The sequence below is a fragment of the Marinomonas shanghaiensis genome, from assembly GCF_003259175.1.
GTDB lineage: Bacteria > Pseudomonadota > Gammaproteobacteria > Pseudomonadales > Marinomonadaceae > Marinomonas > Marinomonas shanghaiensis.
In genome coordinates, this window is record NZ_QGOK01000007.1 from 37,677 (window position 1) to 52,263 (window position 14,587).

The window sequence follows — 14,587 nt, forward strand, 5'->3', positions numbered from 1 at the left end:
GTGATATATTCTACTTCCATCTACTCGAAACTCAAAGGAGAATAATATGATTTTAGTAACTGGCGCATCAGGCCAACTTGGCCGTCTCGTGATTGCATCACTATTAGAGAAAACAGCCGCGAGCAACATCATCGCCGCCGTTCGTAATCCAGACAGCGTAAAAGACTTAGCTGAAAAGGGCGTACAAGTTCGTCAAGCTGATTACACCGACCAAAACGCTCTTGTTGCAGCGATGCAAGGCGTTGAAAAAGTATTATTAATCTCTTCAAGTGAAGTGGGCCAACGTACTGCTCAGCACAGCAACGTCATCCATGCCGCAAAACAAGCGGGCGTTTCTCTGATTGCTTACACCAGTATTTTGAACGCGAACACATCACCGCTGATCTTGGCAGAAGAACACGTAGCCACCGAAAATCTGTTGGCAGAATCTGGCGTACCCTATGTATTGCTGCGCAATGGCTGGTACTCAGAAAATTACACAATGAGTCTAGCAACTGCCTTAGAATACGGTGTTGTCGGCTGTGCTGAAGAAGGCAAATTCTCGACGGCAACCCGTGCTGATTACGCAGAAGCCGCCGCAGCTGTACTCTTAAAAGACGGACAAGCGGGCAAAGTATACGAGCTAGCAGGCGACACTGCATTCACACTCAGCGAATACGCCGCAGCGATCAGCAAGGTATCAGGCAAAACCGTGGCCTACCACAATGTACCGGAAGCAGAATTCACCAAGATTCTGGTCGGCGCAGGCTTACCAGAGGGCTTTGCCGCCATCCTTGCTAACTCGGAAGTCGGCGCCTCCAAAGGCGGCTTGTTTAACGACAGCAAAAACTTATCGACTCTGATTGGTCATCCAACCACGCCCATTGAAGACAGCATAAAAGCGGTGTTGTAATAAAAGAAACAAAATAAAGCTTCTCGATCTTACAAAAGTGAAGCTTTATTCTTTGATTAAAGTTCACCAATATCTCCCCTTATGTGCCAATCTCTCAAGCTTTTTATAACAGATAGAACATAGGTTCTTTCTTTCCCCATCAGAATTTAGATATGAAAAATCTTTATGTTCACCAAACTTTAATTTTCGCCCACAATTATAACATTCAGTATTACTCCCTCCTTGAGCAAAGTAATAAATCACGAAAATCACAAGTGCAAAAAAGCTTATGATCAATAAAATTAAACTACCTGTATCCATATATCCCCCAAGACGAACTAAACTGCCAACAATATTGAAACATAATTTTCAAATAACTCATTTTCAGATTAAATTATTACACAAAGCAAAAAAGCTCCGACATCTATAAAAACATCGAAGCTTTTTAGTAAGTAAACTCAGACTGAATTAAACGTCTAGGTTGGCGACGTTCAAGGCGTTGTCTTGGATGAAGTTACGACGTGGCTCCACTTCGTCACCCATTAAGGTGGTGAACATTTGGTCAGCGGCAACGGCGTCGTCGATGGTCACGCGAAGCATGCGGCGAGCGCTTGGGTCCATGGTGGTTTCCCACAATTGCTCAGGGTTCATCTCACCCAAACCCTTATAGCGCTGGATGGTCATGCCACGAGACGCTTCTTTCATTAGCCAAGACTTCATGTCACTGATGGTTTTCACCGCTTCACGACGTTCGCCACGCTGGATATAAGACTCTTCACCAAACAGTTCTGCAACCGTTTCCGCCATGGTCACAATACGTTTGTATTCTGGCGAGTTAAAGAAGGTGCCTTCAAAACGGTAACGGTTAGACACACCGTGCGACATGATGTCGACCACTGGTAAGTAGATATTACGTTCGTCGTCTTTTTCTACTGAGAAGTCAAAACGGAATCCGGTACGCGCATCTTGTGGCATTTGATTGCGAATGGCGTCAACCCATTCCAAGACGGCCGCTTCTTTGGTCAAGCTGTCTTGCGTTAAGGGTTTGCAGTACAGAAGTTTACCCATAACATCTTTTGGGTACACACGAGACAAACGATCAATATCCGCTTCGATTTGAATGTAGTCACGCACCAATTTCGCTAAATGCTCACCTTGGATGCCTGGCGCCTCTTCGTTAACGTGCATATGAGCGCCGTCTAACGCCACTTCGATCAAATGCTGATCCAATGCGGCTTCGTCTTTGATGTATTGTTCTTGCTTACCACGTTTGATTTTGAACAAAGGGGGTTGGGCAATAAAGATATGGCCACGTTCAATGATTTCTGGCATTTGACGGAAGAAGAAGGTCAACAGCAGGGTTCGGATGTGCGAGCCATCCACGTCAGCATCGGTCATGATAACAATGCTGTGGTAACGCAATTTGTCGGCGTTGAATTCATCACGACCGATACCACAACCTAATGCCGTAATCAGGGTGCCCACTTCAACCGACGCGAGCATTTTGTCAAAGCGAGCTTTTTCGACGTTGAGAATCTTACCTTTCAACGGCAGAATCGCTTGCGTACGACGATCACGACCTTGTTTTGCCGAACCACCCGCAGAGTCACCCTCCACTAGGTAAATTTCAGAAAGCGCGGGGTCTTTTTCCTGACAATCGGCCAATTTACCTGGCAAGCCTGCGATGTCTAGCGCGCCTTTACGGCGCGTCATATCACGGGCACGACGTGCTGCTTCACGGGCACGCGCTGCGTCGATCATTTTGTTAACGATGATTTTGGCTTCGTTTGGTTTTTCCAGTAGAAATTCAGAGAAACGCTTGGTCATCTCTTGTTCTACGGCGGTTTTTACTTCAGAAGACACTAACTTGTCTTTGGTCTGAGAAGAGAATTTTGGGTCTGGTACTTTTACCGATACGATGGCGGTCAAGCCTTCACGGCAATCATCGCCCGTTGTCGCGACTTTTTGCTTTTTCGCTAACCCTTCTTTCTCAATGAAAGTGTTGAGGGTACGCGTCAAAGCGCCACGGAACCCCGCAAGGTGAGTACCACCATCGCGCTGTGGAATGTTGTTGGTGTAACAGTAGATGTTTTCTTGGAAGCCTTCGTTCCACTGCAATGCGACTTCTACAGCAATACCGTCTTCTAGGTCGTCACGTTGGCACATGAAATGGAAAATGTCGTTGATAGGCGTTTTGTTGGTATTTAAATGCTCAACAAAAGAGCGCAAACCACCACTGTAGTTAAAAAAGTCTTCTTTGCCCGTGCGCTCATCTTTCAATTTAATGGCAACACCTGAGTTCAAGAATGACAATTCACGCAGGCGCTTCGCCAAGATGTCATAAATGAATAAAATATTGCTAAACGTCGCTGGAGACGGTTTGAAATGAACCGTTGTGCCTTTACCGTCAGAGTCACCCACAATAGCCAAAGGCGCTTGAGGAACGCCATGAACATAATGCTGCTCGTAGACTTTGCCATTCTTACGGATCGTTAAAGTGAGCGCTTCTGATAGGGCGTTTACTACTGAAACACCCACACCGTGAAGACCACCAGACACCTTGTATGAGTTATCGTCAAACTTACCACCGGCATGCAGTACCGTCATGATAACTTCGGCAGCAGAAACACCTTCTTCTTCGTGTATATCAACCGGAATACCACGGCCATTATCCGAAACAGAAATCGATTCATCAGGGTGAATCAATACAGTAATGGTGTCACAGTGACCCGCAAGCGCTTCATCGATGGAGTTATCCACGACTTCAAACACCATGTGGTGCAAACCCGTGCCATCGTCCGTGTCACCGATGTACATGCCTGGACGTTTACGTACGGCATCTAGCCCTTTGAGCACCTTGATACTGGACGAATCGTAATTATTTTCACTCATTTAACTCTCCTGCAAACCTTTGCTCAATAAAGACAATTCGCCGTTATTCATCGAAAACTGACGAACGTCTGTGGTGTCGGCCCAAGTAAAATCCGTTGTATCAGGCTCGACACTGGTAATAAAAATTTGGCTGTTTAGTGACTCCAACAACTGACACAATTTCTGCCTGTGGTTAGCGTCCAACTCAGCTGGTAAATCATCCACTAAAAATACCAGCGGGCGGCCCATATCGATCAGTAACTGTCCTTGAGCAATTTTCAACGCAGACACAACCAGTTTTTGCTGACCCCGAGACAAGGTATCTAACGCATCTCCCGTCGCGGTTTTCACGCGTAAATCAGCACGTTGAGGACCGGTATGTGTGTAACCCAGCTCGATATCTCGCTCACGTCCCGCTTCAACCGCCATCTGTAAGTTTTTTTGTGCATCCCAGCCCTGAAAGAACTGCAAACTCACCGAAAGCTCTGTGGTTAATAACGATAAAACCTTCACAAAATGCGGCGTTAATTTTTCCACATACGCTTTGCGAGATTGGTTGACATGCTCACCCAGTCGGATCAATTCCTGATCAAATGCCGCCAATAAACTGAGGGATATTTTACCACGTCTAAGCAAGGTATTCCGCTGTTTTAATGCTTTTTGCCAGCCTCGCCACGCTTGAATGAAGTCTTTATCGTAATGAAATGTCCCCCAGTCGATAAATTGACGTCGAATGCTGGGAGAACCTTCTAATAATCGAAAGGCATCGGGGTTGATCAGCTGAACAGGAAGACGCTCAGCAAGCTCAATGACTGATTGCGCTCGTTGCCCTTGGATCCGCACGTCAATTTGACCATCGCGATGACGCTGCAAACCGACACGAATCGGACTGCCTTGCGTTTGATGAAGCTGTGCAAAGACAATGCAGGCTTCATTTTCATGCTGAATGTAGGTTTTGTGTTTGTGACTACGAAAAGAACGCCCAAACGACAATAGGTGAATGGCTTCCAATATGGAGGTTTTACCACTGCCATTTTTGCCAACAATCACATTCACTTGAGGCGAAGGTTCAAAGCGCACACTAGAAAGGTTGCGAACATGAGAGATGTCCAAACGCACCAGCGGCATAACTCTTAAACCTTAATTAGGGTAGGGAAGACAATCCACTTGGCGCTTTAGAAAACGAAAACGCCAAGTGGGTGATAGGTCTATCATCTAAAGGACAATTAGAGACGCATCGGCATCACAACGTATTGTGCGGCATGGCTTTGTGCTTCTTCGATCAAGGCACTGCTGTTCGAGTCATTCAATGACAAGCGCACTTCTTGGGAGTCAACAACACCAAGTACGTCTAATAAGTAACCGACGTTGAAGCCCACTTCCATATTGTCGCCTTGGTATTGAACCAATACGGATTCTTCCGCTTCTTCTTGCTCTGGGTTATTGGCAAACACTTGCAACATGCCATTAGACAGAATCAAACGCACACCACGGTATTTCTCGTTAGAAAGAATCGATGCGCGTAGGAATACTTGGCGTAATTCCAAACGATCCGCAATGACGATTTTTTCGTTGTTACGCGGAATAACACGGTGATAATCCGGGAATTTGCCATCGACCAATTTAGAGGTAAAGACGTATTCAGCGACTTTGGCGCGAATATGGTTTGTCCCTATGGTCAATTGAACGACTTCATCGGTATCGTTTAGCAAGCGATTTAATTCCAACACCCCTTTGCGAGGCACAATCACTTGCGTCAAATCGCCGCTCACTTGCGCGTCTTCAACCGCCGTTGCTAGACGATGTCCGTCGGTCGCTACAACCCGTAGTTGACCATCGGCCACTTCGAGCAACATACCATTAAGGTAATAACGCACATCTTGGTTCGCCATCGCAAAACCCGTACGGTCGATCAAACGACGGACACTGTTTTGCGCGATAGACACTTTTAGATCACCTTGCATATCTTGGATATTCGGGAATTCATCCGCCGGCAAGGTCGACAAGCTGAAGCGTGAACGACCAGAGCGTATGACCGCTTTTTGATCATCCAAGGTAAATTCAATCACGGCGCTATCTGGTAAGCTTTTGCAAATGTCCATAAGCTTACGCGCTGGCACGGTAATTCGGCCTTCTTCGCATTCGTCTAATGGTACATGTCCCACCAATTCGACTTCTAAGTCAGAGCCTGTCAACGTCAGTACTTGGTCTTTCACTTCCACCAATACGTTGGCCAAGACGGGCATGGTTTGTTTGCGCTCTACAACGCCTGCCACTAGTTGTAGTGGCTTAAGAAGTGTCTCGCGGACGACTGAAAATTTCATTATTTTCCTCGTAAACTCAAAGTCTTAGACCATCAGGTGGTCAGAATTCGCATCAATTGTTTATAGTCTTCACGGATATCCGAATCCGTATCTTGCAGTTCTTTAATCTTGCGAATCGCATGTAAGGCTGTCGTATGATCACGGCCACCAAAGGCATCGCCAATCTCTGGTAAGCTGTGGTTGGTCAATTCTTTGGCTAACGACATCGCCACTTGGCGAGGACGTGCAACCGATCGACTACGACGTTTCGACAGCAGATCACTGATCTTAATTTTGTAGTATTCCGCTACAATCCGCTGGATATTATCGATGTTTACCAGCTTATCTTGCAAGGCCAAAAGGTCTTTTAACGATTCGCGCACGAAATCTGGCGTAATCGCTCTTCCAGTAAAATGTGAGTTCGCAATGACACGTTTGAGCGCGCCTTCTAACTCACGGACGTTGGAGCGTATTTTCTGTGCAATAAAGAAAGCCGAATCATAAGACAACTTAATGCCACTTTCGTCCGCTTTACGCATCAAAATCGCCACACGGGTTTCTAATTCTGGCGGTTCAATGGCTACCGTTAAACCCCAGCCAAAGCGCGATTTCAGACGATCTTCCAGACCTTGAATTTCTTTAGGATAGCGGTCACAGGTCAAAATCATCTGTTGGCCACCTTCTAATAAAGCATTAAAGGTGTGAAAAAACTCCTCTTGCGTACGGTCTTTACCGGCAAAAAACTGAATATCATCAATGAGTAACGCATCAACTGAACGATAATAACGTTTGAAATCGTTGATCGCGTTCAACTGAAGCGCTTTTACCATGTCAGCAACGAAGCGTTCAGAATGCAGGTAAACCACCTTCGCATTCGGATTGTGACGCATCATCTCTGTACCGACGGCTTGCATTAAGTGAGTCTTACCTAGACCAACGCCACCGTATATAAACAGAGGGTTGTAGGCACCACCAGGATTCTCTGCGACCTGTAACGCCGCCGCATGAGCGAGCTGGTTGGATTTACCTTCGATAAAGTTATCAAAGGTAAAAGAGTTATTCAGATTCGCGCCGTGGTTAATCCCACCTTCTACCTGAACTTTTCGCTTGGGGGCCGTTAATGGCAATTGCCCCTGTTCATAAGGTTCAAGCTCCCCGCGTAATCCTGTACCCGATAAAGTTAATGGTGCTTCAAATTCAAGGTCAGCGTTGGGGCTGCCTTCTTCGTCATCCATTAAACCAAAGCCAGGACGATAGCCAGATTCTCGAGCCACTTCATTATTCAAAGGGCTAATAGCCGGTTCGTTTGAAACCGGCGGCGGTGGTGGCGACATCGAATTTGCTTGGGCGAAGTTTTGTGCCTTCACCTCTAGCTTTAAAGCGGGGGCAAGATCATCGCCAGCAAATTCAGACAATAATTCCTTGATGCGCGTTTGATATTTGTTACTCACCCAATCCAACACAAAACGGTTTGGTGCACTTAGGCACAATTCTCCATTCGGCATCATTTCAGCCTGCAATGGACGAATCCAGGTGTTGAACTGAGATGTGGAAAACTCACTCTGCAAGCGCTGCAGACAAAGATTCCAATGCTCCAAAGACACTGTAGACGTACTCCCTGGTTGAGTGACAGACAAGGAGCGGATTTTACATCGGCCATTTAAAGTTATCCACACATAAATAGAAAAAAACCGCATCCGTCTGAAAATCAAAAAATGTTAATAACATATAGGGTTATGCACAAGCGTAGATAAAAATTTTTTGTGTGCATAAACCATCAAGTTATACACACATTAAAATCTCTTTATTTTTATCTTATTCACATGTGGGAAACATTTTATCGTTTTGATTTTTATACACATTAAAGATGTATTTTTTCTCTCTGTGGATAAAAGTTTTCTCTTCTAATTTCTTTATCCACTTCTTTGGTAGAAGTCTGTGTGTAAGTGTTGAATGAATTGTGTGGTTCTTTTTTTTACAATTCCCCTCTGGAAGCATTGAATTTACTGGAAAAAGCCTCTAAAATCCGCGCCCTGATTTGACCAATCAAATGTAGAGGCTTGGCGCGAGCTAACCCTCAAAACTCAAACACTGCATTCAGTGAGAGAATTAAGATGAAAAGAACTTTCCAACCTAGCGTTCTAAAACGCAAACGTAACCACGGTTTCCGTGCTCGTATGGCTACTAAAGGCGGACGTCAAGTTATCGCTCGTCGTCGTGCTCGCGGCCGCAAGGTTCTAAGCGCATAAGTACGCTGATGACCGAATATTGTTTTCCTCGGCACGTCAGACTTCTGAATGCCGGGGATTATCAATCTGTCTTTAACGACACCTCCTCCAAAGTCTTTGCAGGCGAATTCCTTTTATTGGCACGAAAACGAGATGACAACCAAACTCGGTTGGGTCTTATTGTGTCGAAAAAAACGGATAAACGTGCAGTAGGCCGGAATCGTATCAAACGCTTGGTGCGTGATTCCTTTCGTCACCACAAAATTCCTCTTTCCGGTCTTGATATTGTCTTTTTAGCTCGACAAGGCATCAAAGAATTGGAAAACGCCGATTTGCACAACCGACTCGATAAAGCATGGGATCAGTTGGCAAAAAAAGCCTTAAAACCCACTCAAAATAAAAAACGCGATCAAGATAAGCAGAAATAGGCTGAAAAAACTGCCAAAGGCTGGTTTAATAGCGCGTGATTTTTATAAGGGTTCAATGAACCTGCTTGTCTAACCAAATGAATTAGTTGAATACCATGGATTTCAGACGTTACTTTTTATGGGGTGCGCTTTTTATCAGTGGCTACATGCTGTTTTTACAGTGGAGCCAAGATTATGGTCCTCAGTCCACTCAAAGCGTAGCTCAAAGCACACAGTCTCAATCTGAGACAAATTCTCAAATGAACGATGATTTGCCAATGGCAACTCAAAGTACAACCGAGGCGAATGCCGAGATTCCGCAAAGTGTGAGCCAAATTGCACCCGGAAAACTGATAGAAGTGACAACCGATACCTTGCGTGTTGCCATTAACCCAGTTGGCGGTGACCTTGTAGAAGCGGCCCTGCTTCAATACAAAAAAGAATTAGGCCAACCAGATCCTTATGTCATTTTAGAAGACGGCTCAGCGCGCACTTATGTCACGCAAAGTGGTTTAGTCGGACAAAATGGTCCAGATGCTTCGCCAGAAGGTCGCCCTGTCTATCAGTCAGAAAAAACGACTTATACCTTGGCGGATGGTGAAGATTCTCTTGACGTAAATCTGTATTACACCGATGCAAAAGGCGTGAAATACACCAAAACCTTCCGTTTTACGAAAGGTCAGTACCGTATTCGCCAATTGATCACTGTTGATAACACGTCTTCAAGTACGTGGCGCGGTAATCTGTTTGCGCAGATTAAACGTGACAATTCAGCAGATCCAAGTACTGCCACTAGCATGGGATTACAGCCTTACCTAGGTGGTGCGGTTTCTGATGAGCAGAATAAATACAAAAAAGTATCTTTTTCTGACATGAAAGAAGAACCGCTCAAAACCACCACAACACAAGGTTGGGTTGCATTGCTGCAACACTATTTTGTGTCTGCTTGGATCCCTGAGCAAGGCCAGAAAGTCACTTTGCAAGCGCGAACTAACGGTGACTTTAACATCATTGGATTCACCGGTTCTCCTGTAGAAATCGCATCAGGCAAACAAGGTACATTAAGCTCAACTTTCTATGTTGGTCCTAAGCTACAAGATCATCTTGAGAGCACTGCTGAAAACCTAGATCTGACCGTAGATTACGGTTGGCTATGGTGGTTAGCTAAGCCATTGTTCTGGTTGTTAACCTTGATCCAATCTTATGTGGTCAACTGGGGTATTGCGATTATCTTGATCGTGGTGTGTGTAAAAGCCATCTTCTTCAAGTTATCTGCTGCAAGCTATCGCTCTATGGCGAAAATGCGTAAATTCGGCCCTGAAATTGCCAAGCTGAAAGATCAGTACGGTGATGACCGTCAAAAGATGTCGCAAGCCATGATGGCGCTTTACAAAAAAGAGAAAATAAACCCACTAGGGGGCTGTTTACCTATTTTGGTACAAATGCCGGTTTTCCTTTCTTTGTACTGGGTTTTGATGGAATCCGTTGAGTTACGTCATGCACCATTCTTTTTATGGATCCATGACTTATCTGTGATGGATCCATACTTCGTACTGCCTATTTTAATGGGTCTTAGTATGATGGGGCAGCAAATGCTTAACCCGACACCACCAGATCCGATGCAAGCTCGAATCATGAAGATTATGCCGATCGCATTTACCTTCTTCTTCTTGTGGTTCCCAAGCGGTTTGGTACTGTACTGGGTGACAAACAACACCTTGTCAATCATACAGCAGTACATCATTACGAAACGTATCGAAAAAGAAGCCTAATATAAAAATTGGTCTTTGATTTCAAAAAAGGCTTCCCATTGGGAGGCCTTTTTTACGTTTAGATTGCCATGTTTGCCTTGCTAACGGACAATGACAGACACTTCTATTTATTTTCTTTTACCGCACAGAGTTTGATTATGACCGATTTCCAATACGCCACAGACCAAGACACGATTGCCGCACAAGCCACCGCTCCCGGCCGAGGTGGCGTAGGGATTATTCGTTTATCAGGGCCAAAAAGCCTTGCCATCGCCAAGCAGATAATCGGCTTTGAACCCAAACCACGTTATGCCCACTACGTGCCATTTAAAACCACGAATCAAGAACAGCTCGATGAAGGCATCGCCTTGTATTTTCCAGGGCCCAACTCCTTCACTGGCGAAGACGTCTTTGAACTGCAAGGCCATGGCGGCCCCGTCATTATGGACATGCTGCTGAGTCACTGTGTGGCACTTGGCGCCCGTTTAGCTCGTCCGGGCGAATTCTCTGAACGCGCTTTTATGAATGACAAAATGGACTTAACCCAAGCGGAAGCCATTGCCGACTTAATCGACAGTACCTCAGAACAAGCGGCTAAATGCGCCTTACGTTCCTTGCAAGGTGCTTTTTCAAAACGCGTAGACGAATTGGTCGAAGCCTTAATTCATCTGCGTATTTACGTAGAAGCCGCGATTGATTTCCCAGAAGAAGAAATCGACTTCATCGGTGACGGCAAAGTCGCAGCGGAGCTGGCTGGCATTCAAACGAAACTGGCAGAAGTCCTGAAAGAAGCGAACCAAGGCGCTTTGATCCGCGAAGGCATGAATGTGGTGATAGCAGGGCGTCCGAATGCCGGTAAATCCAGCTTGTTAAACGCCTTGTCTGGCAAAGAATCCGCCATTGTCACCAACATAGAAGGCACGACACGAGACGTCTTGCGCGAGCATATCCATCTTGACGGCATGCCGCTGCACATTATCGATACAGCAGGCTTGCGTGACAGCCCAGACGAAGTAGAGCGCATTGGTATTCAGCGCGCCTGGGACGAAATCAGCAAAGCCGATCGCATTCTGATGATGGTCGACAGCCAATCCATTGATTCCAAAGACCCAAGCGAAATCTGGCCAGAATTCATGGAAAAACTGGGCAACACCAAACACCTTACCTTGGTGCGCAATAAAGTCGACTTAACCAAAGAAGGCACAGGTATAGAAATGATCTCAGGCGTCCCTGTTGTCTCTCTATCAGCCAAAACAGGTGAGGGCGTTAACGACTTGACTGAACATCTAAAAGCCGTCATGGGCTTCGACAGCACCACTGAAGGGGGGTTTATTGCTCGTCGTCGCCACATTGAAGCACTTAACAAAGCCAACCGCTTTTTAGACGCCGGTAACGAACAACTGCACGGCTACGGCGCAGGAGAGTTACTCGCCGAAGATCTCAAAGAAGCCCAACAAGCGCTTAGCGAAATCACCGGCGCTTTTACCAGCGACGACCTGCTAGGCCGCATCTTTGGCTCGTTTTGTATTGGGAAGTGAACAAGTGTAGGCTCTGGTACGGTAGTTTAAACAATACTAGAGCCCATAAACCAAAATGGCTCATCAAGTTGTAATTTCTATTTCAACCTGATTTTCTATTGCTACTTGAATCTGATTTTCTATTACAGAGTAAATATCAACATTTTCATCCGGAACTTCGATACTAACAAGAAGGCTAAACCGCACTCTATTTTCCCACCGATCTTCCGCAGTTTTATACTTCCACCATCCGCCTACAGGAAAAACAGCTATGGTGTGCATGTCAGCTAGATCTTGAGCACTACCAGTCCATTCATCTGAATGAACTGAGCCTCTTGTTCTCAATTGACCTCCTAAGAACCACCCATCACTGTCACCCTCTGGCCCATCATAATCATCCATATTTGCTAAACCATTAATGTAAGCACGGAAGTTCTCAAGTGACTGCCCAGGTCTGATTGTTTCAAACCTTAAACCATGAGATTGATAGCTATATCTTGTACGATATCCTCGTCTTCCGGGGTTAGGTTCTATGAAATACGATAACGTAACTTTTAATTTAACCTCTAACTCTGGTGGTAAGTTTTGCAACTCAGTCAAAGGCCAAGGTAACTGATAAAGCTTCATTTGATTTAATTTAGGATCGGATGATGCACTAGCATTTTGAGGTTTTATAAATGGTTGAATCTCCCCCTCAGCGATCAAAGTAAGTGCATGATCAGCACTGTATCTAGCTTTATCAATATTTGTAACACCATATCCAACTGTACGTAGCAAGGTTTCTTTTGCCACTTTAGGACTATGCACAGCACTTAGTAGCCCAAATCGCTCCATCATTCGTGGAGTCCACTCCGCAGAATGGATTATTAAGCCTCGGATAGTTTCAGGCCAAAATTCTGGATATTCGGCTGTTAACTGGGCCGCACACCGAGAAACTAAAGCACATGCAGCGCTTGTATCACTTCCCCGCTCAAAAACCTGACCTGTGGTTCTTCCTGATGTTGTTAATAATCCAACCGTATCTTCATTACTAACTTCCGTCCTATCTGGTGACAAAAGCCGATTTCCACCTTCAGCAACAACATCAGGTTTAAATGGTGCTTGCCTTCTCCATGCCCAATTCACTGAAGAACGACTTGATGGAGCAACATCTCCCTCCATCGCAAACGGCGACCAACCTTCAAAATTGGGATCATCATTTGTTGTCATTTCTGTATATGCCCCAACTGTAATAGCATTCCATGCTTGAGCTGGATCTTCTATCTGCGCGAGATTTACTTGATCCCAGTAGTCTTGGTCAGGACGAATATCTAAGTTGTTACCAGCAGAAATAACAAAAAGTCTCTGCTTTCCATCTTGCATACCAGAAGTGAATTGATCAATTTCTGCAGACCATGAAGAAGGTCTGCCACTTTCTATCTCATGATCAGAAGTAACAGCAAGACTATATACTCTATTTAAATCAGGCCTATCTACTTCAAGTTTGTATGCTGTTCCTACCGTTATAGCCCCATATAGCAAGGGATCATTGTTGCCTTGCGGAGGTAAAATTCTTGCTGACTCAATAACATGTGACAGTTGAATGGCGCTATTTTCCAATACGACATCCATCAAACTCCCAAATGCTGCTAGTCCTGCTTGCAACGAACCATGCTCATTAAACGGTGCTAGTGGTTGATATTGATCGTATTTAGGCCAATCAGGATCCCAAGAAACTGCAAAATCATCACAACACACTTTACTTAACAGCATGTTATTATAATTAACGCCAGTATCCAGAATTGATACACTAGTTGTTATATTCTCTGAAAAAGAAACTCGATCAGAAATGCTCTGCAGCCACTCTTGTTGTTCCTTTGGTGAAGAACTAAGTATTGGAACAGGTGTGTCCTTAGCTTTTCGAATTTCTTCTAAATTTGAAATCAATTCTGGTGCTTTTTCTAAATTACGAACTGAAGATTTAATAAGAACAACAAATGAATTGAAAAATGATATGGATGTATTTCCTAAACGACCATTTACTCTTTCTGCAAGAGAAGCAGCTATATTTTCAACACCATCAATTGCATTTTTTTCAACCATAACTCCCACCAAACATCGTTGTCTCGGTCTGTGGGAAAAAGTTCTGGTGGGTCTGTCCAAAATGACTCTAAGCTTGCAAGCCTAATCTCAGAAATACTATCTATTAATGCATGGTTTCGAGGAAAAGATACTCCATCCTCATTTGGTTTTCCGTCTTTTTGAGGATCTAAATACTGCTGTATTTTTTTAAGGAAAGTATCTCGCCGATCTTCAGGTATGAAGACTAAAGCGAACTCCTTATTTTCCCGCATTTGACAAGAACAGAGTTTAAAATCTCTGTTATCCAAACTATCTAACGGAAGCTTACACCCATCTACACTAATAATTTCAACATATATTCCTGAATCATCCGTTATAGTATCAACTTCATGTTCTCTTTTTTGGTCATAAGCATCAATTAAATTCTGATATTGACCTCTTAAGTGACTTCCATGTTGGTTTCTATTTCGTCCAGGAACTCCTGGGGTTCGACCGGTTCTTTTAGACTTAAAATTTTCCTCAATGAAAAACCTAGCTACATCTAAATGCTTCCTTTTAGAAACCATACAATTCCCTTA

The 14,587-nt window shown here is 44.6% G+C and carries 11 protein-coding genes; 5 read left to right on the plus strand and 6 right to left on the minus strand.

Going from position 1 to position 14,587, the window contains the following annotated elements:
* Positions 1 to 46 precede the first annotated feature (46 nt).
* Entirely contained in the window at positions 47 to 892 is an 846-nt protein-coding gene (locus DKT73_RS07110) for an SDR family oxidoreductase (RefSeq protein WP_111637874.1), read from the plus strand.
* Between the two features lie 447 nt (positions 893 to 1,339).
* Here the strand turns inward: DKT73_RS07110 and gyrB are convergent, their stop codons facing one another.
* The 4 genes from gyrB to dnaA all read right to left on the minus strand — a co-directional run bounded on the left by gyrB (position 1,340) and on the right by dnaA (position 7,649).
* Complete coding sequence (gene gyrB / locus DKT73_RS07120; protein ID WP_111637876.1) at positions 1,340 to 3,763, minus strand: DNA topoisomerase (ATP-hydrolyzing) subunit B; 2,424 nt, start codon at positions 3,761 to 3,763, stop codon at positions 1,340 to 1,342.
* Positions 3,764 to 4,870, minus strand: coding sequence for a DNA replication/repair protein RecF (gene recF, locus DKT73_RS07125; RefSeq protein WP_111637877.1), 1,107 nt, complete (start codon positions 4,868 to 4,870; stop codon positions 3,764 to 3,766).
* A 98-nt stretch (positions 4,871 to 4,968) separates the two neighbouring features.
* A complete protein-coding gene (gene dnaN, locus DKT73_RS07130; protein ID WP_111637878.1) occupies positions 4,969 to 6,066 on the minus strand; it encodes a DNA polymerase III subunit beta in 1,098 nt (365 codons plus the stop codon).
* Between the two features lie 32 nt (positions 6,067 to 6,098).
* Positions 6,099 to 7,649, minus strand: coding sequence for a chromosomal replication initiator protein DnaA (gene dnaA / locus DKT73_RS07135; protein ID WP_111637879.1), 1,551 nt, complete (start codon positions 7,647 to 7,649; stop codon positions 6,099 to 6,101).
* A gap of 510 nt (positions 7,650 to 8,159) precedes the next feature.
* Here dnaA and rpmH point away from each other — a divergent pair.
* The 4 genes from rpmH to mnmE all read left to right on the plus strand — a co-directional run bounded on the left by rpmH (position 8,160) and on the right by mnmE (position 11,969).
* Positions 8,160 to 8,294, plus strand: coding sequence for a 50S ribosomal protein L34 (gene rpmH, locus DKT73_RS07145; protein WP_012072147.1), 135 nt, complete (start codon positions 8,160 to 8,162; stop codon positions 8,292 to 8,294).
* Between the two features lie 8 nt (positions 8,295 to 8,302).
* On the plus strand, positions 8,303 to 8,701 hold the full coding sequence (gene rnpA / locus DKT73_RS07150; protein WP_111637881.1) for a ribonuclease P protein component: 399 nt from the start codon (positions 8,303 to 8,305) through the stop codon (positions 8,699 to 8,701).
* 95 nt (positions 8,702 to 8,796) lie between these two features.
* Positions 8,797 to 10,452: a membrane protein insertase YidC gene (yidC, locus tag DKT73_RS07155; protein WP_111637882.1), complete on the plus strand. Its 1,656-nt coding sequence runs from the start codon at positions 8,797 to 8,799 to the stop codon at positions 10,450 to 10,452.
* Positions 10,453 to 10,589: 137 nt separating this feature from the next.
* The gene (gene mnmE / locus DKT73_RS07160) at positions 10,590 to 11,969 is read left to right on the plus strand and encodes a tRNA uridine-5-carboxymethylaminomethyl(34) synthesis GTPase MnmE (RefSeq protein WP_111638037.1); all 1,380 of its coding nucleotides are present in this window, start codon (positions 10,590 to 10,592) and stop codon (positions 11,967 to 11,969) included.
* Between the two features lie 63 nt (positions 11,970 to 12,032).
* On the opposite strand, the gene DKT73_RS07165 is transcribed toward mnmE, so the two are convergent.
* Together DKT73_RS07165 and DKT73_RS20265 are read right to left on the minus strand one after the other, a co-directional pair.
* A complete protein-coding gene (locus DKT73_RS07165) occupies positions 12,033 to 14,030 on the minus strand; it encodes a S8 family peptidase (RefSeq protein ID WP_232827808.1) in 1,998 nt (665 codons plus the stop codon).
* Positions 13,991 to 14,575 (minus strand): hypothetical protein, encoded by a 585-nt coding sequence (locus tag DKT73_RS20265; protein WP_232827809.1) that lies wholly within the window; start codon positions 14,573 to 14,575, stop codon positions 13,991 to 13,993. Before DKT73_RS20265 ends, DKT73_RS07165 begins: the two co-directional genes overlap by 40 nt.
* Positions 14,576 to 14,587 lie beyond the last annotated feature (12 nt).

What these genes read in the sequence shown, in the direction of transcription:
- DKT73_RS07110 (WP_111637874.1), top strand. Translation starts at nt 47, where the DNA reads ATGATTTTAGTAACTGGCGCATCAGGCCAACTTGGCCGTCTCGTGATT.
- gyrB (WP_111637876.1), bottom strand. Translation starts at nt 3,763, where the DNA reads ATGAGTGAAAATAATTACGATTCGTCCAGTATCAAGGTGCTCAAAGGG.
- recF (WP_111637877.1), bottom strand. Translation starts at nt 4,870, where the DNA reads ATGCCGCTGGTGCGTTTGGACATCTCTCATGTTCGCAACCTTTCTAGT.
- dnaN (WP_111637878.1), bottom strand. Translation starts at nt 6,066, where the DNA reads ATGAAATTTTCAGTCGTCCGCGAGACACTTCTTAAGCCACTACAACTA.
- rpmH (WP_012072147.1), top strand. Translation starts at nt 8,160, where the DNA reads ATGAAAAGAACTTTCCAACCTAGCGTTCTAAAACGCAAACGTAACCAC.
- rnpA (WP_111637881.1), top strand. Translation starts at nt 8,303, where the DNA reads ATGACCGAATATTGTTTTCCTCGGCACGTCAGACTTCTGAATGCCGGG.
- yidC (WP_111637882.1), top strand. Translation starts at nt 8,797, where the DNA reads ATGGATTTCAGACGTTACTTTTTATGGGGTGCGCTTTTTATCAGTGGC.
- mnmE (WP_111638037.1), top strand. Translation starts at nt 10,590, where the DNA reads ATGACCGATTTCCAATACGCCACAGACCAAGACACGATTGCCGCACAA.
- DKT73_RS07165 (WP_232827808.1), bottom strand. Translation starts at nt 14,030, where the DNA reads ATGGTTGAAAAAAATGCAATTGATGGTGTTGAAAATATAGCTGCTTCT.
- DKT73_RS20265 (WP_232827809.1), bottom strand. Translation starts at nt 14,575, where the DNA reads ATGGTTTCTAAAAGGAAGCATTTAGATGTAGCTAGGTTTTTCATTGAG.